The sequence below is a fragment of the Ramlibacter sp. bp-362 genome (assembly GCF_054956735.1).
Window position 1 is genome coordinate 1 of sequence record NZ_JBUDXE010000013.1, and the last position, 17,813, is coordinate 17,813.

Consider the following 17,813-nt stretch of genomic DNA (forward strand, 5'->3'; position numbering starts at 1 on the left):
CTCGGGGGAAAACTTCTTTGACTTTCTCATGGCTCCGTCTCAAGTGTAGGAGCCTCCGGGAAAGCCGGCGCGGTTCATTCCGGGGGTGTGACACGGACGTGGGCACGCGGGCGCAAAAGGGGCCGGTCGGTGTCACGGGCAGGATGAGGTAAGTCCTTGATTTTTAACAGTTCACCCCGTCTGGAGCCATCCTTGATCGGTCAACCTCTCTGCACCTACGCACAAGAAAACACGGGCTCATAACCCAAAGGTCGCAAGTTCAAATCTTGCCCGCGCAACCAAATTCGACGCCCGGTGGTCCCCCACCGGGCGTTTCCTTTTGCGCTTGCGGGAGGGCGCCGGGACGCACTATCGTGCGGACCAGCCATGAACCTCGCCCACACCCTCCTGCGCATCGCGCGGTCCGATCCGCGCCGTCCTGCCCTCTTCGAAGGCGATCGCCTGCTGCTGGACTACGGCCAGCTGGCGGAGCGGGTCGCGCGCCTCGCCGCCGCCATGCGCGAGGGCGGCCTCGCGCCCGGCGACCGCGTCGCGCTGTTCATGCGCAACCACCCCGCCTACCTCGAACTGATGTACGCCGCCTGGTGGGCCGGCCTGGCCGTGGTACCCATCAACGCCAAGCTGCACCTGCGTGAAGCCCAGTGGATCCTGGACCATGCGCAGGCGCGCTGGGCCTTCGTCACGCCCGACATCGGCGCCGGGCTCGTGGCGCCGGGACGCACGATCGATGCGACCGGCCCGGACTACGACGCGCTCTTCTCGCCGCCGCCTGCAGACCTGGCGCAGCGGCGGCCGGAGGACCTCGCCTGGCTCTTCTACACGAGCGGCACCACCGGCAAGCCCAAGGGCGTGATGCTCACGCACCGCAACCTGGCGACGATGGGGCTCACGTACTTCGTCGACGTCGATGCCATCGACAGCCGCGACGCCATCGTCTACGCCGCGCCCATGTCGCACGGCGCCGGCATCTACGCGATCCCGCACATGATGGCCGGCGCGCGCCACGTCGTTCCCGCCTCGGGCGGCTTCGATCCCGTGGAGATGTTCGCGCTCGCCCGCACCGTGGGGCGGCTGTCGATGTTCGCCGCGCCGACGATCGTCAAGCGCCTGGTGGACCACGCGGAGTTCGCCGGCGCCGACGGCGAAGGCTTCAAGACCATCGTGTACGGCGGCGCGCCCATGTACCTGGCGGACATCCAGCGCGCGCTGCGCGTCATGGGCCCGCGCTTCGTGCAGATCTACGGCCAGGGCGAGAGCCCGATGGTGATCACGTCGCTGCCGCGCGCGTACCTGTCCGACGTGGCGCACCCGCGGTACCTGCAGCGCCTCGCGTCGGTCGGCTTCGCGCAGACGCCGGTGCAGGTGCGCGTGGCGACGGCCGAGGGCGAGCCCCTGCCGGTGGGCGAGGTGGGGGAGGTGCTGGTGCGCGGCGACACCGTGATGGCGGGCTACTGGCGCGATCCCGACGCCACCGCCGCGGCGCTGCGCGATGGCTGGCTGTTCACGGGCGACATGGGCAGCCTCGACGAGGACGGCTTCCTGACGCTGAAGGACCGCAGCAAGGACGTCCTGATCAGCGGCGGCTCCAACATCTATCCGCGCGAGGTCGAGGAGGTGCTGCAGCTGCATCCGGCCGTGGCGGAGGTGGCGGTCGTGGGCGCGCCCGATCCCGAGTGGGGCGAGGTCGTCGTCGCCTTCGTCGTGTTCCGTACGGGGCAGCGCGTCGAAGCGGACGAACTCGATGCGCTCTGCCTGGAGCACATCGGCCGCTTCAAGCGGCCCAAGCGCTACGAATTCGTCGCGGCGCTCCCCAAGAACAACTACGGCAAGGTCCTCAAGCGCGAATTGCGCGAACGGCTCCGGGTTTGACTCGGGGCATCACTGACGGTACCATTCCTGTTATCAGAATGCTATTCCGCTAATCGGAATAGTGGTGATGAAGGAGTTTCCATGAACCGTCGTGAAGCAGCCCTCTGGCTCGCGGCCGGCGCCCTGGCCGCGCCCGCGGCGTGGGCGCAGGGCTATCCCGCGCGTCCCGTGAAGATCATCAATCCCTTCCCGCCCGGTTCGCCGGTCGACGTCGTGGCCCGTCCCGTCGCGCTGAAGCTGCAGGAAGCGCTCGGCCAGCCGGTCGTGGTGGACTACAAGTCCGGCGCCGGCGGCACCATCGGCGCCGACCTGGTGGCGAAGTCGCCGGCCGACGGCTACACGCTGCTGCTCACGTCCGCGTCCACGCACGTGATCGCGCCGGTGCTGCGCAAGAACCTCCCATACGACGCGGCAAAGGATTTCGTGCCGCTGGCGCTGCTGGCCCACGGCCCGACGGCCATCGTCGTGCACCCGTCGGTGCCGGCGCGCACGCTCGCCGAATTCGTGCAGTACGTGAAGGCCAACCCCGGCAAGGTGGCGTTCGCCTCGTCGGGCCCGGGCACCATCCTGCACCTGAACGGCGAGCTGTTCGCCTCGCGCACCGGCACCCAGCTGCTGCACGTCCCCTACAAGGGCGCGGTGCCCGCCGCCACCGACCTGCTGGCCGGCCAGGTGCAGGTGATGTTCGATTCCATCACCAACTCGGCGCCGCAGGTCAAGGCGGGCAAGCTGCGCGCACTGGCCGTGCTGACGCCGGAGCGTTCGCCGCTGATGCCGGACGTCCCCACGGCGCAGGAGCAGGGCTTCCAGGGCCTGGAGTTCCCGGCCTGGATCGGCATCTTCGCGCCCGCGGGCACCCCGCGGGAAGTGGTGGCCGAGCTGACGAAGGCGCTGCGCAGCATCACGGGCAGCACCGAGATCCGCGAGCGCTTCGTGCAGGCCGGCCTGGTGCCGTCCACGCTGCAGGAAGACGCGTTCGCGCGCCAGATCGCCGCGGACCAGAAGGTCGTGGCCGACCTCGTCCGCAAGGCGAAGATCCCCCAACTATGAGGCACCCGAACACCATGCGCCATATCTCCCGACGCACCGCCGCCGCCCTGCTGGCGTGCCTGCCGCTCGCCTTCGCCGCCGCTCCGGTGGCCGCGCAGTCCGACTGGCCCACCCAGACCGTCAAGCTGGTGGTGCCCTTCCCGCCCGGCGGCGGCACCGACGTGCTCGCCCGCATGCTGGTCGACAAGCTGCGCCCCTCGCTGAGCCAGCCGATCGTGATCGACAACCGGCCCGGGGCCACCGGCAACATCGGCAACGACCTCGTCGCCAAGGCAGCGCCGGACGGTCACACGATCCTGATGCAGGGGACCATCATCGGCATGTTCCCGCACATCTTCCCCAAGCTGAGCTATGACCCGCTGAAGGACCTGGTGGCGGTGGGCACGGTGGCGGAGTCGCCCAACGTGATCGTCGTGGAAGCCGGCAGCCCCATCAAGTCCTTGCCGGACCTGGTGAAGGCCGCCAAGGCCGACACGCGCGGCATGAACTACGGCACCGCCGGACTCGGCTCGCCGCAGCACCTGGCGATGGAGCAGCTGGCCAGCCTGGCCGGCATCAAGCTGCAGCACATCACCTACCGCGGCACCTCGCCCGCCGTGACGGACCTGCTGGCCAAGCAGACGCACTTCGGCGCCTTCAGCCTGAGCTCCATGCTGCCGCTGATCCAGGGCCACAAGGTCCGCGTGCTGGCGGTGATGACGGAGAAGCGCACGTCGCTGCTGCCCGATGCGCCGACGGTCGCCGAACTCGGCTACAAGGGCGTGGATTCGAGCATCCGGTTCGCGCTGTTTGTTCCCGCGGGGACGCCGCAGGACGTGATCGCCAAGCTGGCCGCGGCCAACACCAAGGCCATCTCGGACCCCGGCCTGAAGGAAAGCTTCGTCAAGGCCGGCTACGAGACGGTGTCGGCGACGCCGCAGCAGACGGCCGCGATGGTCCAGCGCGAGCATGACCTCTGGGGTCCCATCGTGCGGAAGCTGGGCCTGAAGCCCGAGTGACGCGCACGACCCTCTCGCAGGCGCTCGCCGAGCGCTGCAGCGCCGACGCATCCGCGCAGTTCACCGCGGCGGACCGCGCCGCGCTCGCGTCCCTCGTTCGCACCGCGTTCATCGACACGATCGCGTGCATCCTCGCTGGGCGCGGCGAAGAGCCCACGCGCGTGGTGCACCAGTGGGTGCGCACGCGCGGCGCGGGGCAGGGTCATGCGTCCGTGCTGTTCGGCACCGAGCGCGCCGACAGCGCTTCGGCGGCGCTGGTCAACGGCGTCGCGGGCCATGCCCTGGACTACGACGACGTCGGCCTGGGCGGTCATCCCAGCGTGGTGATCGTCCCGGCGTTGCTGGCGGAGCACGAACGCACGGGCCAGGGCGGGTTCGCGCTGGTGCAGGCCTACGCGAAGGGCTATGCGGTCTGGAGCGAGCTGCAGCGGCGCATCCGTGTTTCCCTGCACGCCCGGGGCTGGCACCCGAGCGCCGTGTTCGGCGTGGTCGCGGTGGCCGCGGCGGTGGCATCGCTGCGCGGCCTGGACGCGCGCCGCACGGCGAACGCGCTCGGCATCGCGGCGAGTTCCGCCAGCGGCGTCATCGCCAACTTCGGCTCGATGACCAAGCCGCTGCACCTGGGCCGCGCCGCCGAAGCCGGGATCCACGCCGTCGAACTGGCCCAGGCGGGGCTGGACGCATCGGCCGACGCGCTCGATGCGCGCGCCGGCCTGCTGGTCGCGCTCGCGGGCGACCCCTCGCGCGTCGACCTGGACAGCGCGGTGCCCGAGGACTTCGCATCGACCCTCCTGCGCATGCGCCCCGGCATCAAGAAATACCCGGTGTGCTATGCGGTCCATCGTGTCGTCGACGGCGTGCTGGACCTCGCGGCGCGCCACCGCTTCACGCCGGCGGACGTCCTCGCGGTGCAAGCCACGATCAGCGAAACGACGGCCGGCGTGCTGCGGCACCACGATCCGCGCACGCTGACAGAGGCGCGCTTCAGCATGGAGTTCGCCGTCGCCACCGCGATCGCGCGCGGGCGGCTGGGCATCGCCGAAGTGTCGGCGTCCTCGCTGCAGGACCCGGCCGTGCGCGCGCTGATGCAGCGCGTGGAGACGCGGACGGTGCAGACCTCGTGCCCGCTGGAACCTTCCTTCGCCTACACCGACCAGGTCGCGGTCACGCTGCGCGACGGCACGTCGCTGGACAGCGGGCCCATCCGCTTCGCCCGCGGCCACGCGGAGCTGCCGCTGGACGACGCGCAGCTGCGGGAGAAGCTGTTCTCCTGCGTGGAACCGGGCGAGGAGCCCCTGGCGCGCAGCCTGCTCACGCAGGTCGACGCCATGCTGGCCTGATCAGGCAGCCGCCGGCACGCCGCGCCAGCCGAGGGCATCGCTGAAGCGCGCGGCCTGCGCCTTCAGCACCCGCGCGAGCCGCGCTTCCATGCCTTCCTCGAAGCGCGAGTCCGGCAGGGTGATGCACAGCGCCGCGACCACGCCGCCGCTGTTGAACACGGGCGCCGAGATGCCCACGGCGCCGGGGACCTTCTGGCCGCGCGTATGCGCATAGCCCTGCTGCCGAATCGCCGCGAGGTCCCGGCGCAGTTGCGCCGGCTTCACGGCCTTGCCGCTCGAAGGCGAGGGCCCGTCGTGCGCGATGATGTCCTCGATCACGTCCGGCGGCAGGAAGGCGAGGATGCCCTGGCCGGTGGAACCCCACGCGAGCGACGTGGGCTGGTACAGCGTGGCCTCGTAGCGCAGGGGATGGCTGCCGTAGATCACCTTGGCGATCATGGCGGCGCGGATGCGCGGCATGTAGACGGACAGCATGCAGGTCTCGTCGCATTCGTCCACCACCGCCTGCATGAAACCCTGGGCGACGTCCGTCAGTTGCGCGCGCGAAGTCACGAGGCCGGACACGCGCAGGAACTCCAGCCCGGGGCGGTAGGTGCGGCTTCCGGCGTCCCGGTCGACGAAGCCCTGCTCCTGCAGCAGGCTCAGCAGCCGGTGCGTGGTGGAGGCCGGCAGCTTCATGCGTTGCGCGATGTCGCTCAGGCTGGCATCGTGCTCGCCCTCGGCGAGCACGCGCAGCAGCAGGGCGACCCGCGCGACGGTGCCCGAGGAGGTGGATCCTTCCTTGTCCGTGTTCGTTGGCATGTCCGTTCCCGTTGGCGGCCATCGCGTTGACGCTGCGGCCCGCGACCGCTAAAATTCCTGATAACAGAAATGTATTCCGATAATCGGAATACGTCAACACAGGAATCCATGCCGGACATCACGGGATTCATCGGCCTCGGCCACATGGGCGGGGCCATGGCGCGACGGCTGCTGGCCGCCGGCCACGCGCTCGCCGTGCACGACCTCGACGCCGGTGCGCGCGCCGCCTTCGCGCAGGCCGGGGCGCGCGCCTGCACCTCCGCGCGCGAAGTCGCGGACACGGCCAGCGTCGTGTTCCTGTGCCTGCCCTCGGTGGAAGCGACCGAGCAGGTCGCCCGCGAACTGGCCGGCGGCCAGGCCCTGAAGGTGGTGGTCGAGACGTCCACCGTGGGCCCCGCCTCCGTGCGCGCGCTGGCCGAGCGCATGGCCGCGCACGGCGTCGCCGTCCTGGACGCGCCGGTGAGCGGCGGGCCGCGCGGCGCCGAGGCCGGCACGCTGGCCGTCATGCAATCGGGCAGCGCCGAGGCCCTTGCGCTCGCCGCGCCGCAGTTGCGCGCCATCGCCGGCAAGCTGTTCGACGTCGGACGCGAGCCGGGCCTCGCGCAGGTCTGCAAGCTCGTGAACAACGCGATTTCGGCCGCCGGGATGATCGCCGCCTGCGAGGCCACGGTGCTGGGCGTCAAGGCCGGGCTGGACGCGGGCACGCTGCTGGATGCCATCAACGCCGGCTCCGGCCGCAACGCCGCGACGCAGGACAAGTTCCCCAAGTCCATCCTGCCCGGCACCTTCGATTACGGCGGCCCCATGGGGCTGATGCTCAAGGACCTCTCCCTGTTCATCGAGGAAGCGCGCCGGCAGGGCGTGCACAACCTCGTGGCGCCGGCCACGCTCCAGGCCTGGACGGAAGCCGTGCAGCGCAGCGGCGCGCAGGCGGACTACAGCATGGTGATCCGCCACATGGAAATCGACGCGGGCGTGGAAGTGCGCTCGCGGCCTCACCCCAAGGACTGAAGACAATGGATTACGGCATCGGCGGCAAGGTCGCCTTCATCACCGGCGCGGCCGGAGGCATCGGCTCGGCGACGGCGCGCCTGTTCGCCCGCGAGGGCGCGGCGGTCGCGCTGTTCGACCGCAACGGCGAGGGCGTCGAGCAACTCGCGAGCGAACTGCGTGCCTCGGGCGCCCGTGCGATCGCGGGCGCCTTCGACGTGCGCCGGCTGCAGGAATACGCGGCCGCGATCGAGCGCACCGAGCAGGAGTTCGGCGGGCTCGACTTCATCGTCAACGTGGCCGGCGGCGGATCGCGCCAGACGCTCGCGACCATGACGGAAGAGGACTGGCACGCGATCGTCGACCTGAACCTCACCGGTCCCTTCAATTCCATCAAGGCCGGCGGCCCGGCGCTGCGCCGGCGCGGGGGCGGCGCCATCGTCACGGTGGGTTCGCTCGCGGGCCTGCGCATGTCGATGAACAACGGCGTCAGCTACACGGCGAGCAAGGCCGGCGTGTTGGGCCTGACGCGCCATGCGGCCTTCGAACTCGGCCGCGACAACATCCGCGTGAACGCCGTCCTGCCCGGCCCGGTGCTCACGCCGCAGATGAAGGCCAAGATCTCGGCCGAGACGCTGGCCCGCGTGCCGCGCGAGCTGCCGCTGGGCCGCTGGGTGCAGCCCGAGGAAGTGGCCGCGCCCATCCTGTTCTTCTGCTCGCCGATGGCGAGCGCCTGCACCGGCACGCACGTCGTCATCGACTGCGGGCTGCACATCGGCGCGACCAGCTCGCGCGAAGAGTACGACCGCACGCGCGACCTGGCCGCCGCACCGGCCCGGTCCTGAATCCCGCACGAATCAAGGAGTGAACGAATGTCCCAGAAGCTGATCGAGCTCGCCAAGGTCTTCCAGACCCCGCTGAAACTGAATGCCAAGGCCGGCGACAAGGTCCTGATCATGACCGACACGCAGATGGACCCGCTGCTCTGGCAGGGCCTCGCGGCGGCTGCCAACGGCCTCGACATGGAGCCGGTCGTGACCGTGATGACGCCGCGCGCGCACCACGCGGCCAACCCGGCCAGTCCCGTCATGCACGCGGCGCTCGACCCCGAGGTGGACCTCGTCATCTACCTCACCAGCACGGCGATGGCGCACGCCAAGATCACCGAGGACCTGGTGGAGGCCAACAAGAAGTTCATCCTGATGGAAGAACTGACCGTCGACATGCTCAAGCCAGGCGGCCCGGCCTGGGCCGACTACGAGGCGATGAACCGCCTGGGCCAGAAGATCGCCAAGGTCTACACCGAGGGCAACACGGTGCGCGTCACCTGCCCGAACGGCACCGACCTCACTGCCAGCATCAAGGGCCGCCCGGGCCGCTCGATCGCCGGCATGCCGCTGGCGCTGCATCCCGGCAAGGGCGGCGGCTGCGCCTTCCCCGATGGTGAATCGCACGTGTGCCCGGTCGAGGGCACGGGCGAAGGCCGCGTGGTGTTCGACCTGACGGCGCACTCCACCGGCGCGCTGAAGGAGCCGATCATCCTGACGGTGGAAAAGGGCATGGTCACGAAGATCGAGGGCGGCCACCAGGCGCAGATCTGGCGCAACATCCTCGAGAAGGCCAACGACCCGAACAGCTACAACTGCCCGGCGGAAGTCTCCATCGGCCTGAACAAGAACGTGGTGCCCACCGGCTCCATGCGCACCGACAAGAAGATGTACGCCACCTCGCACATCGGCCTGGGCGACACCGTGGTGCTGGGCGGCACCTGCCACGCCAAGCTGCGCCTGGAAGGCGTGATCCGCCATCCCGAGATCTCGGTCGACGGGCAGGTGCTCACGCGCGGCGGCCGCATCCTGCTGGACGACTGAACACCGATCCGACCCACCCCTCGAGAGGAGACAACATGATCCGCACACTGCGTTCCGCGATCCTGGGCTTCGGCCTGCTGGCACTGCTCGGGGCCGCCGCGGCCCAGGGCTATCCCAACCGGCCCGTGCGCTGGATCATTCCGTACGCCGCCGGCGGCGGCTCGGACGCGCTGGCGCGCATGATCGCGCCGGCGCTGTCGCGCGAGCTGGGCCAGCCGGTGGTGATCGAGAACAAGCCGGGCGCGGCCTCCGCCATCGCCGCGACCGAAGTCGCGCGCTCCGCGCCGGACGGCTACACGATCTTCTCCGCGGACAACGGCACGCTGGTCTACAACCCGGCGCTGTACAGGAAGCTGCCGTACAACCCCTCGAAGGACTTCGCGCCGGTCTCGCTGATGGGACGCCTGCCCACCATCCTGGTGGCGGGCCCCGCCTCGCCGGCCAAGGACCTGAAGGAACTGGTGCAGATGGTGAAGGCGCAGCCCGGCAAGCTGAGCTACGCCTCGGCCGGCACCGGCAGCCCGCATGCGATGGCGATGGAGCTGTTCAAGAAGGAAGCGGGCCTGGAGATGATCCACGTGCCGTACCGCGGCGGCGCGCTCAGCCTGCAGGACGTCGCCTCGGGCCAGGTGCCGATCACCATGACCGACTATGCCGGCGGCGGCGGCCTGATCCGCGGCGGCAAGGTGCGCCCGCTCGCGGTCGCCAATGCCAAGCGCATCCCCCAGCTGCCGGACGTGCCCACCTTCGCGGAACTGGGCTACCCGAACGTGCTGGCGGAGGCCTTCGCGGGCATCGTCGTGCCGGCGCGCACGCCGCCGGAGGTGATCGCGAAGCTGCAGGCCGCGGTGCAGGCGGCGGTGCACGACCCGGTCGTGAAGGCGAAGCTGGTCGACATCGGCTACGAGCCGGTCGGCAACACGCCGCAGCAGTTCGCCGGCGTGCTGCAGCAGGAGGTGCCGCGCTGGCACAAGCTGATCCGCGAGCTGAACATCTCGCTGGACTGAGGCGAGGAGGACCGCCATGCCGGTGATCCAGACGGCGCCGGACCTGCACACCTGGTACCGCATCGACGACTTCACCGATCCCTGGGCCGACGCGCCCTGGATCGTGCTGATGCACGGCGTGGCCGAGAACAGCGACGCCTGGTACGCGTGGATCCCGCACCTGGCGCGCCGCTACCGCGTGCTGCGCTTCGACGTGCGCGGCTTCGGCCGCTCCACCCCCATGCCGCGCGACCACGCCTGGTCGCTGGCGCAGGTGGGCGACGACCTGCTGGCGCTGACGCGCGCCCTCGGCATCGCCTCCTTCCACCTCGTCGCCGCGAAGGTGGGCGGCACCATGGCCCTGCAGTTCGCGAGCAGCCGCCCGCCCGCGCTGCGCAGCCTCACGGTCCTGGGCACGCCCGTCGTGACCGCCAACTCCGGCTATTCCTCGCGGGAGATCGAGGAGCTGGGCGTCGGCCACTGGGTGCGCCGGACGATGACCAACCGGCTCGGCTCCGTGATGCCCCCGGAAGGCAAGGAGTGGTGGGCGCGCATGATGGAAGCCACGCCCGTGTCGACGCAGGCCGGCTTCATCGACTACCTGCACACCATCGACATCCGCCCGGTCCTGCCGCGCATCGCCTGCCCGACGATGGTGGTGATCACGGGCGATCCGCGCAACCCGGCGCAGAACCTCACGGGCGTCGAAGGCACGCGCGCCTGGCAGTCGACGATCCCCGGCTCGCGCCTGCTCGTGATCCCCAACGACTCGTTCCACGTCGCCGCGACCGCACCGGACGCGGCGGCCCAGGCCACGCTGCGCTTCATCGACGAGCAGGAGAAGCGCAGCGAGCCCACAGGAGGCATCAATGTGTGAGCACTACGCACCGATCAAGCGCGCATGGAAGGGCTGGCTGCCCCTGCCCGCCGCGCGCGGCGAAACGGGCACCGGCCCGTGGACGGACCTGACGCACGTCCTCACCGAGGACCTGTCGCGCGCGTCGGCCTTCCCCAAGCCCGTGATCCGCCAGATCCTGAGCATGCCCGAGGGCAACGCCAACATCACCGAGATCCACATGGTGGCCCACCACGGCACCCACGTGGATGCGCCGCGGCACTTCATGATCGACGGTCCCACCTTCGACCAGATCCCGCTGGAGCGGCTGTACGGCCCGGCCGTGGTCTGGCGCGTCGAGAAGGACCCGTTCGGCGTGATCACCGCGCAGGACCTGGAGGCCGCACGGCCCCAGCTGCGGCCCGGCGACATGGTCCTGCTGGACACGGGCTGGGCGAAGTACGTCAACACCGAGAAGTACGAAGACCATCCCTATCTGTCCATCGACGCGGCGTCCTGGCTGGTGGAGCACCAGGTCAAGCTGCTCGGCGTGGACTTCAGCACGCCCGACCTGACGGCGCACAAGCGCCCCAGCGGCTTCACCTGGCCCGTGCACCAGATCCTGCTGTCGCAGGGCGTGCTGGTGGCCGAACACCTGACCAACCTGGCGCCGCTCGCCAGCCAGCGCGTCGAGGCGATGTTCCTGGCGCTGCCGATCGCAGGTTCGGACGGCGCGCCGGCACGGGTCCTGGCCCGGCCGCTCTAGACGACGGCCGCCCCGGCGGCCCCGTCCACGTTCACGATCGCGCCGCTCACGTAGGACGCGCGCGCCGAACTGAGGTAGACGACGACGTCGGCCACTTCCTCCGGCGTCGCGAGCCGCCGCAAGGGCATGGAAGCCGAGGCCTGCCGCAGCGCTTCCTCCTCGCTGGTGCCGTGCAGGCGCGCTTCGGCGGCCAGTCCTTCCTGCAATCGTTCGGTGACGGTGAGGGACGGGTTCACCGCGTTCACGCGGATGCCGTGCGGCGCATAGGCGAGTGCCAACCCGGCCGTCGCCAGCATGAGGGCCGCGTTCGCCGAGCCGCCGGCGAGGTGCGTGGGCTTGGGGAACTTGCCGCCCATGCCGATCACGTTGACGATGGCCCCGCTGCCGCGCTGCGCCATGCGCTTCACGAGCGGATCGATGACGTTGACGTAGGCGTGGAACTTGGCGTCGAAGGCGGCCTTCCATGCGGCGGGGTCGAGCTCCGCATAGGGACGGCGTGCAGCGGCGCCGGCGCAATTCACCAGCACGTCGACCGGCCCTTCGCGCGACTCCACGGCCTCGACCAGCGCCTGGGCCGCGGCCGCGTCCCTGACATCCGCGAGATGCGCGCTCACCGGGCCGGCGCCTGACAGCGAGGCCAGCGCGGCGTCGCGCGACGCGGCGGAGCGCCCGCAGAGCGTGACGCGAGCGCCCTCCTGGAGGTACAGGCGCGCGCAGGCGAGGCCGATGCCCCGGGTGCCTCCCGTGACGAGGACGTGTTTTCCTTGCAAGCCGAGATCCATGTGCGCCTTCCTTTGCGTCCCGCGCCGCGGCGGGTCGCGTTCGATCGTAACGGCATCCCTGGCTGCGCGCAGCGCGCGGGCGCCGCCGCTTCACGCTGCGGTGCCTCTTCGCCTGGAACCAGGCCGGCCGAGCTCCGCCACCAGGTGCCGCACCATGGCCTCCGCCGCCGGCGACAGCGAGCGCCCGATGCGGCTCACGATGCCGATGCGGCGGATCGCCGCCGGCCGCTGCAGCGGCACGGCCACGAGCTCCTGCGAGCCCACCAGGCCCAGTGCCAGGCGCGGGAGCGCCGTGATGCCCAGACCTTCCGCCACCATCGCGCCGGCCGCCGCGACGCTCGGGTAGTCGAAGGTCCGCGCGACCTCGATGTATTCGCGCAGCAGCACCGCGTCGACGATCGGGCCGATGCTGCCCTGGGCGGAGCTGCCGATGAAGGCGCGGCCGGAGAACACCGTCCAGGGCACGGACTTGCGCCGCGCCAGCGGGTCGTCGCCGCGGCACACGAGCACGAAGGGATCGTCCAGCAGATGCGTGTAGCGCAGCCGCGCGTCCTTCGGCGGTTCCACGGTGATCGCGAAGTCGACCAGCCCCTGCTCCACCAGCTTCAGCAGCGGCGCGGCCGGCGCCTCCTCCAGCGTGAAACCCACGCCCGGCAGTTCGCGCTGCAGCCGCGCCACGGTGCGCGGCAGGATCGCGACGCCCACCGAGGGCAGCGACGCCACGGTGACGTGCCCGCGCCGGCCATCGACGAACTGCGAGAGCTCGCTGAAGGCGCTGTCGAACTCCTGCAGGATGCGCCGCGCGATCGGCAGCAGCTCCTCGCCGGCCGGCGTGAGCGCCACGCGGCGCGTGTCGCGGTCGAACAGGCGCGCGCCCAGCGTGCCCTCGGCGATGCGGATGGTGCGGCTCAGCGCCGGTTGCGAGACGAACAGCGCCTGGGCCGCGGCGCGGAAGCTGCCGCTGGTTGCCACCTTCTCGAAGGCTTCCAGCTGCTGCAGGGTGAGCTTGATGCGCATGGGGCTGATCAGGAAAGCGGATCACACATATACCTTCATTGTCCTTGTTCTATCGCCGGGGCCTGCCTAGACTGCCCCTTCCATCTGCAGGAGGAAGCATCCGCGTGCTCAAGGTTCTCGAAGGCATTCGCGTCCTGGAACTCGGCCAGGTCCTGGCCGGTCCGTTCGCCGGCTCGATCTTCGCCGGCCTCGGCGCGGAAGTGATCAAGGTGGAGCGCACCGAAGGCGGCGACGACGCCCGCCGCATGGGCGCCGCCTTCCACGCGGGCGACTCGCTGATCTTCCAGGTGTTCAACGCCGGCAAGCAGTCGGTCGCGCTGGACCTCAAGACCGAAGCGGGCCGCGCCGGGCTGGAACGGCTCCTGGCCCGGGCGGACATCCTCGTGCACAACCTGCGTCCCGGCGTCACCCGCGACCTCGGCATCGACGCCGCGTCGGCCTGTGCGCGCCACCCCGCCCTGATCTACTGCGAGATCTCCGCCTTCGGCGCGCGCGGACCCATGGCCATGCGTCCCGGCTACGAGCCGCTGATCCAGGCCTTCAGCGGGCTATCGAGCACCAATGGCGGCCCCGACGATCCGCCCATGCGCTCGGCGACGTCCCTCTGCGACCAGGGCTCCGGCATGTGGCTGGTGATCGGCGCGCTGTCGCTGCTGGCCCAGCGGGCCCGCACGGGCCGCGGCGGCGTGGTGGCCACCTCGCTGCTGGAGACTGCGCTGACCTGGAACGCGCAGAAGGCCGACGCGTGGCGCAACGAGGGCAGGCTGCCGCAGCGCCATCGCTCCGGCCACCCGGGCTTCGTGCCCTACGAGGCCTTCGACACAGCCGACGGGCCGCTGCTCGTGTGCTGCGGCAACGACCGCCTGTTCGCCAAACTGGCCGCCGAACTCGGCCGGCCGGGCTGGATGGAGGATGCGCGCTACGCGACCAACCGCGCGCGGCTGCAGAACAAGGACGCCCTGGTCGCCGAGCTCACGGCGCTGCTGCGGCAGCAGCCGCGCACGCACTGGATCGAGCGCTTCGCCGAGGCCGGCGTGCCCTGCGCGCCCGTGCATTCCTTGCCCGAAGCACTCGCGCATCCGCAGGTCGAGGCATTGGACATGCTGCAGCCGATGGCGGACGCCGACTTCGCGCTTACCGCGCTGCCGCTGTCCATCGACGGCGTGCGCGCCGGCTGGGACCGCGCCGCCCCCGCCCTGGGACGCGACAACGCCGCGCACGGCGTGCAGGAGGCCTCGCGATGAGCCGCAGCATCCGCATCGGGGGCGCCAGCGGCGCCTGGGGCGACAGCCCGATGGCCGTGCCGCAGCTGCTGGGCGCCGGCGTGCAGTACCTCATGATGGACTTCCTGGCGGAAGTGACCATGTCGCTGCTGGCGCGCGCGCGCATGAAGGACCCGGCCGCGGGCTTCCCGCCGGACGTGATCGGCTACCTGCAGCCGCACCTGGAGACGCTGGCGCGCGGCAAGGTGAAGGTCGTCACCAACGGCGGCGGGGTGAATCCGCTCGCGTGCAAGCAGGCGCTGGAAGCCGCCTGCGCGGAACGCGGCGTGCCGCTGCGCATCGCGGCGGTCGACGGCGACGACGTCCTGCCGCTGCTGGAGGAATTGCGCAGCGAAGGCGTGCGCGAATGGGTCAGCGGCGAGCCGCTGCCGCGCCGCCTCCTCACGGCCAACGCCTACCTCGGCGCGCTGCCGATCGCCGCGGCGCTGGACGCCGGCGCGGACATCGTCATCACCGGCCGCTGCGCCGACAGCGCCCTGGCGCTCGGCATCCTCATGCACGAATTCCGCTGGGCCGAAGGCGACCACGACCGTCTCGCGGCGGGCAGCCTCGTGGGCCACCTGCTCGAGTGCGGTCCGCAGGCCACCGGCGGCCTCTTCACCGACTGGGAGCAGGTCCCCGGCTGGGAGAACATCGGCTATCCCATCGCCGAGTGCGAAGCCGACGGCAGCTTCGCCATCACCAAGCCGGAAGCAACGGGCGGGCTCGTGACGCCGCGAACGGTGGGCGAGCAGGTGCTCTATGAAATCGGCGATCCCGCGGCCTACGTGCTGCCTGACGTCGTCGCCGACTTCTCGCAGCTGCGGCTGGAACAGGACGGCCCGGATCGCGTCCGGATCACCGGCGCGCGCGGCCGGTCCCCGACCACGCAATACAAGGTGTCCGCGACGTGGCAGGACGGCTGGCGCGCGACTTCGCTGGTCTGCATCATCGGCACGGATGCCGCCCGCAAGGCGGAGCGCACGGCCGAAGCGCTGCTGGCCCGCTCGCGCGCCTTGCTGCAGGAGCGCGGCTTCCCGGATTTCACGGCGACGCACGTCGAGGTGCTGGGCGCCGAGGCGAGCTACGGCGCCCAATCGCAGGCGCGCGCCAGCCGCGAAGTCGTGCTGCGCCTGGTGGCGGAGCACCCCGATCCCAAGGCCCTGGACCTGCTGGCGCGCGAAGTCGGCTCGTCCGGCCTGAGCTTCGCCCAGGGCACGGCGGCCTTCATCGGCGGGCGGCCCAAGCCCTCGCCGATCGTGCGGCTCTACACCTTCCTCGTCGACAAGACGCGCCTGCCCGCGCCGCGCGTGCACCTGGACGCGGACCCGGCCTTCGCCGTGGCCGTGCCGGCGGGGACACCCTGGCGTGCTGGTGCGGTGGCACAGGTGCCGGATCCGCAACCCGAAGCGCGCGCCGAAGGCGAACTGGTGGAAGTGCCGCTGCTGGCCGTCGCGCATGCGCGCTCGGGCGACAAGGGCGACTTCTCCAACGTGGCGATCTTCTGCCGCGAGCCGCGCTTCCACGCGCACCTGAAGCGCGAGCTCACCTGCGAGCGCATCGCGGAACACTTCGCCGGAACCGTGCAGGGGCCCGTGCAGCGCTTCGAGGCGCCGGGGCTGGCCGCGTTCAACTTCCTCATGCACGCCGCGCTCGGCGGCGGCGGCATGGCTTCGCGCCGCATCGACCCGCTCGGCAAGGCGCACGGGCAGCGCGCGCTCGAAATGCGCGTGCGCGTGCCGACCGACTGGGTCGCCGCCGGCGCCCCTTCCAGACAACACGGAGACGAAAGACGATGAGACGAGCATTCCTGCGGGGCGTGGCCCTCGCGTTCGGCCTGGCCGCGGCGCTGTCGGTGCAGGCCCAGGGCGGCTACCCCGACAAGCCGGTGCGGCTGGTCGTGCCCTTCCCGCCCGGGTCCGGCACCGACATCGGCGCGCGCATGCTCGCGCAGCAGCTGCAGGTCACGCTGGGCCAGTCCTTCATCGTGGAGAACAAGCCGGGCGCCGGCGGCTCCATCGGCGCCATGGACGTGGTGCGCTCGGCGCCCGATGGCTACAACCTGCTGTTCGCGTCGAATTCGCCGGCCGCGTCCAACGTCGCGCTGATGAAGAACCTGCCCTACGACCCGGTCAAGGATCTCACGCCCATCGCGGGCGTCGGCGACACCGTGCTGGTGCTGATGGTGCGCGCGGAGCATCCGGCGAAGAACCTCCAGGAATTCGTCGCGTACCTGAAGCAGCGTCCGGGCAAGGTCTCGGCCGGCTACGGCTCCTCCAGTTCGCAGACCAGCATCGCGCTGCTGAACAAGCTGGCGAAGGTCGACGTGCTGCCCGTGCCGTACAAGGGTATCCCGCTGGCCGTCACCGACACGATCGCCGGCATCGTCGACTTCACCTTCGTCGACATCCCGAACGCGCTCTCCCAGGCCAGGGGTGGCAAGATGCGCGCGCTGGGCGTCACGTCGTCGAAGCGCGCTGCGCTCGTGCCCGAGTGGCCCGCGCTCGGCGAGACCTTCCCGGGCTTCGACATCACCGCCTGGCTGGCCGTGTTCGGGCCCGCCCACATGCCGGCCGACCGCGTCGCCAGGCTCAACGCCGCAATCAACGAGGTGCTGCAGAAGCCGGAGATGCGCGAGAAGCTCGCCGCCACCGGCATGCAGCCGATGGTGATGAAGCCCGAGGAGCTCAAGGGCTTCCAGGCGGCCGAGATCAGGAAGTGGGTGCAGCTGGCCCGCGACGCGAACATCCAGCCGCAGTGAGGCGCGGCCGCGCCGCGCCGGGGTTCAGCCCTGCGCGGCGGCGGCCAGCACCTGCGGCGCCAGCTCGCTCTGCGCGTTCAGCGAATTGCTGATCAGGCACAGCGACTTCGCCTTCTTCAGCACGGTCAGCGCCAGCGTCTCGCTCGCGCCGGCCGCCAGTCGCAGCCGCGGCGAAATCGTCAGGTGCGTGAAGCGCGTGACCTCGTCCACGCGGTCCAGCACGCCGTGGACTTCCACCTGCAGGTCCTGCCATTCGAGATTCGACGCGCGCGCCACGCGGCGGAAGGTGAGCGTGAAGCAGTCCGCCACGGCCGACAGCAGCAGGCTCTCGGGCGACCAGTAGCCTTCCGGGCCGTCGAACTCCGGCGGCGGCAGCGTTTCGATGGTCGTGAGGCCCTGGGCGCCGACGCGTACCGGCCCCTCCGGCTTGGCTTCGGCACGCGTGCGGTAGTGGTGGGGAAAGGCCTGCGGCATGGCTTGCGTCC

17 protein-coding genes are annotated in these 17,813 nt (G+C 70.9%); 13 read left to right on the forward strand and 4 right to left on the reverse strand.

The annotated features are described in order from the left end of the window. Nucleotides 1–366 precede the first annotated feature (366 nt). From ACY0MJ_RS17275 to ACY0MJ_RS17290, 4 genes are all read left to right on the forward strand, one after another. Entirely contained in the window at nt 367–1,869 is a 1,503-nt protein-coding gene (locus ACY0MJ_RS17275; protein WP_462639775.1) for an AMP-binding protein, read from the forward strand. A gap of 81 nt (nt 1,870–1,950) precedes the next feature. After that, nucleotides 1,951–2,919: a Bug family tripartite tricarboxylate transporter substrate binding protein gene (locus ACY0MJ_RS17280; RefSeq protein ID WP_462639776.1), complete on the forward strand. Its 969-nt coding sequence runs from the start codon at nt 1,951–1,953 to the stop codon at nt 2,917–2,919. A gap of 14 nt (nt 2,920–2,933) precedes the next feature. Further along, the gene (locus tag ACY0MJ_RS17285) at nt 2,934–3,917 is read left to right on the forward strand and encodes a Bug family tripartite tricarboxylate transporter substrate binding protein (RefSeq protein ID WP_462639777.1); all 984 of its coding nucleotides are present in this window, start codon (nt 2,934–2,936) and stop codon (nt 3,915–3,917) included. Then, complete coding sequence (locus ACY0MJ_RS17290; protein ID WP_462639778.1) at nt 3,914–5,257, forward strand: MmgE/PrpD family protein; 1,344 nt, start codon at nt 3,914–3,916, stop codon at nt 5,255–5,257. The genes ACY0MJ_RS17285 and ACY0MJ_RS17290 overlap by 4 nt, the downstream gene beginning before the upstream one ends. On the opposite strand, the gene ACY0MJ_RS17295 is transcribed toward ACY0MJ_RS17290, so the two are convergent. Beyond that, the gene (locus ACY0MJ_RS17295; RefSeq protein WP_462639779.1) at nt 5,258–6,058 is read right to left on the reverse strand and encodes an IclR family transcriptional regulator; all 801 of its coding nucleotides are present in this window, start codon (nt 6,056–6,058) and stop codon (nt 5,258–5,260) included. A gap of 69 nt (nt 6,059–6,127) precedes the next feature. On the opposite strand from ACY0MJ_RS17295, the gene ACY0MJ_RS17300 reads away from it, so the two are divergent. The 6 genes from ACY0MJ_RS17300 to ACY0MJ_RS17325 are packed head-to-tail and all read left to right on the forward strand — an operon-like array spanning nt 6,128 to nt 11,506. After that, nucleotides 6,128–7,069, forward strand: a complete 942-nt coding sequence (locus ACY0MJ_RS17300) for an NAD(P)-dependent oxidoreductase (protein ID WP_462639780.1) — start codon at nt 6,128–6,130, stop codon at nt 7,067–7,069. Between the two features lie 5 nt (nt 7,070–7,074). After that, complete coding sequence (locus ACY0MJ_RS17305) at nt 7,075–7,893, forward strand: SDR family NAD(P)-dependent oxidoreductase (protein WP_462639781.1); 819 nt, start codon at nt 7,075–7,077, stop codon at nt 7,891–7,893. 27 nt (nt 7,894–7,920) lie between these two features. Beyond that, nucleotides 7,921–8,919, forward strand: a complete 999-nt coding sequence (locus tag ACY0MJ_RS17310; RefSeq protein WP_462639782.1) for an aminopeptidase — start codon at nt 7,921–7,923, stop codon at nt 8,917–8,919. 35 nt (nt 8,920–8,954) lie between these two features. Next, entirely contained in the window at nt 8,955–9,926 is a 972-nt protein-coding gene (locus ACY0MJ_RS17315; protein ID WP_462639783.1) for a Bug family tripartite tricarboxylate transporter substrate binding protein, read from the forward strand. Nucleotides 9,927–9,942: 16 nt separating this feature from the next. Beyond that, a complete protein-coding gene (locus ACY0MJ_RS17320; RefSeq protein ID WP_462639784.1) occupies nt 9,943–10,782 on the forward strand; it encodes an alpha/beta fold hydrolase in 840 nt (279 codons plus the stop codon). After that, a complete protein-coding gene (locus ACY0MJ_RS17325) occupies nt 10,775–11,506 on the forward strand; it encodes a cyclase family protein (RefSeq protein WP_462639785.1) in 732 nt (243 codons plus the stop codon). The genes ACY0MJ_RS17320 and ACY0MJ_RS17325 overlap by 8 nt, the downstream gene beginning before the upstream one ends. Here ACY0MJ_RS17325 and ACY0MJ_RS17330 read toward each other — a convergent pair. Both ACY0MJ_RS17330 and ACY0MJ_RS17335 read right to left on the reverse strand, forming a co-directional pair. Beyond that, a complete protein-coding gene (locus ACY0MJ_RS17330; protein ID WP_462639786.1) occupies nt 11,503–12,288 on the reverse strand; it encodes an SDR family NAD(P)-dependent oxidoreductase in 786 nt (261 codons plus the stop codon). The two genes, ACY0MJ_RS17325 and ACY0MJ_RS17330, sit on opposite strands and share 4 nt — an antisense overlap. 90 nt (nt 12,289–12,378) lie before the next feature. After that, nucleotides 12,379–13,305, reverse strand: coding sequence for a LysR family transcriptional regulator (locus ACY0MJ_RS17335; RefSeq protein ID WP_462639787.1), 927 nt, complete (start codon nt 13,303–13,305; stop codon nt 12,379–12,381). A 104-nt stretch (nt 13,306–13,409) separates the two neighbouring features. Between ACY0MJ_RS17335 and ACY0MJ_RS17340 the strand changes: the two genes are divergently transcribed. Genes ACY0MJ_RS17340 through ACY0MJ_RS17350 form a run of 3 tightly spaced genes read left to right on the forward strand, consistent with a single transcriptional unit; the run spans nt 13,410 to nt 17,328 of the window. Then, nucleotides 13,410–14,549: a CaiB/BaiF CoA transferase family protein gene (locus ACY0MJ_RS17340; RefSeq protein WP_462639788.1), complete on the forward strand. Its 1,140-nt coding sequence runs from the start codon at nt 13,410–13,412 to the stop codon at nt 14,547–14,549. Then, on the forward strand, nt 14,546–16,366 hold the full coding sequence (locus ACY0MJ_RS17345) for an acyclic terpene utilization AtuA family protein (RefSeq protein ID WP_462639789.1): 1,821 nt from the start codon (nt 14,546–14,548) through the stop codon (nt 16,364–16,366). Before ACY0MJ_RS17340 ends, ACY0MJ_RS17345 begins: the two co-directional genes overlap by 4 nt. Then, the gene (locus ACY0MJ_RS17350) at nt 16,363–17,328 is read left to right on the forward strand and encodes a Bug family tripartite tricarboxylate transporter substrate binding protein (protein WP_462639790.1); all 966 of its coding nucleotides are present in this window, start codon (nt 16,363–16,365) and stop codon (nt 17,326–17,328) included. The genes ACY0MJ_RS17345 and ACY0MJ_RS17350 overlap by 4 nt, the downstream gene beginning before the upstream one ends. A gap of 24 nt (nt 17,329–17,352) precedes the next feature. On the opposite strand, the gene ACY0MJ_RS17355 is transcribed toward ACY0MJ_RS17350, so the two are convergent. Further along, complete coding sequence (locus tag ACY0MJ_RS17355; RefSeq protein ID WP_462639791.1) at nt 17,353–17,802, reverse strand: OsmC family protein; 450 nt, start codon at nt 17,800–17,802, stop codon at nt 17,353–17,355. Nucleotides 17,803–17,813 lie beyond the last annotated feature (11 nt).

Bases quoted from the DNA above. Each gene is read 5' to 3' on its own strand.
- ACY0MJ_RS17330 (WP_462639786.1), bottom strand. From the start codon at position 12,288: ATGGATCTCGGCTTGCAAGGAAAACACGTCCTCGTCACGGGAGGCACC.
- ACY0MJ_RS17325 (WP_462639785.1), top strand. From the start codon at position 10,775: ATGTGTGAGCACTACGCACCGATCAAGCGCGCATGGAAGGGCTGGCTG.
- ACY0MJ_RS17305 (WP_462639781.1), top strand. From the start codon at position 7,075: ATGGATTACGGCATCGGCGGCAAGGTCGCCTTCATCACCGGCGCGGCC.
- ACY0MJ_RS17280 (WP_462639776.1), top strand. From the start codon at position 1,951: ATGAACCGTCGTGAAGCAGCCCTCTGGCTCGCGGCCGGCGCCCTGGCC.
- ACY0MJ_RS17345 (WP_462639789.1), top strand. From the start codon at position 14,546: ATGAGCCGCAGCATCCGCATCGGGGGCGCCAGCGGCGCCTGGGGCGAC.
- ACY0MJ_RS17315 (WP_462639783.1), top strand. From the start codon at position 8,955: ATGATCCGCACACTGCGTTCCGCGATCCTGGGCTTCGGCCTGCTGGCA.
- ACY0MJ_RS17310 (WP_462639782.1), top strand. From the start codon at position 7,921: ATGTCCCAGAAGCTGATCGAGCTCGCCAAGGTCTTCCAGACCCCGCTG.
- ACY0MJ_RS17355 (WP_462639791.1), bottom strand. From the start codon at position 17,802: ATGCCGCAGGCCTTTCCCCACCACTACCGCACGCGTGCCGAAGCCAAG.
- ACY0MJ_RS17295 (WP_462639779.1), bottom strand. From the start codon at position 6,058: ATGCCAACGAACACGGACAAGGAAGGATCCACCTCCTCGGGCACCGTC.
- ACY0MJ_RS17285 (WP_462639777.1), top strand. From the start codon at position 2,934: ATGCGCCATATCTCCCGACGCACCGCCGCCGCCCTGCTGGCGTGCCTG.
- ACY0MJ_RS17275 (WP_462639775.1), top strand. From the start codon at position 367: ATGAACCTCGCCCACACCCTCCTGCGCATCGCGCGGTCCGATCCGCGC.
- ACY0MJ_RS17335 (WP_462639787.1), bottom strand. From the start codon at position 13,305: ATGCGCATCAAGCTCACCCTGCAGCAGCTGGAAGCCTTCGAGAAGGTG.
- ACY0MJ_RS17350 (WP_462639790.1), top strand. From the start codon at position 16,363: ATGAGACGAGCATTCCTGCGGGGCGTGGCCCTCGCGTTCGGCCTGGCC.
- ACY0MJ_RS17320 (WP_462639784.1), top strand. From the start codon at position 9,943: ATGCCGGTGATCCAGACGGCGCCGGACCTGCACACCTGGTACCGCATC.
- ACY0MJ_RS17300 (WP_462639780.1), top strand. From the start codon at position 6,128: ATGTATTCCGATAATCGGAATACGTCAACACAGGAATCCATGCCGGAC.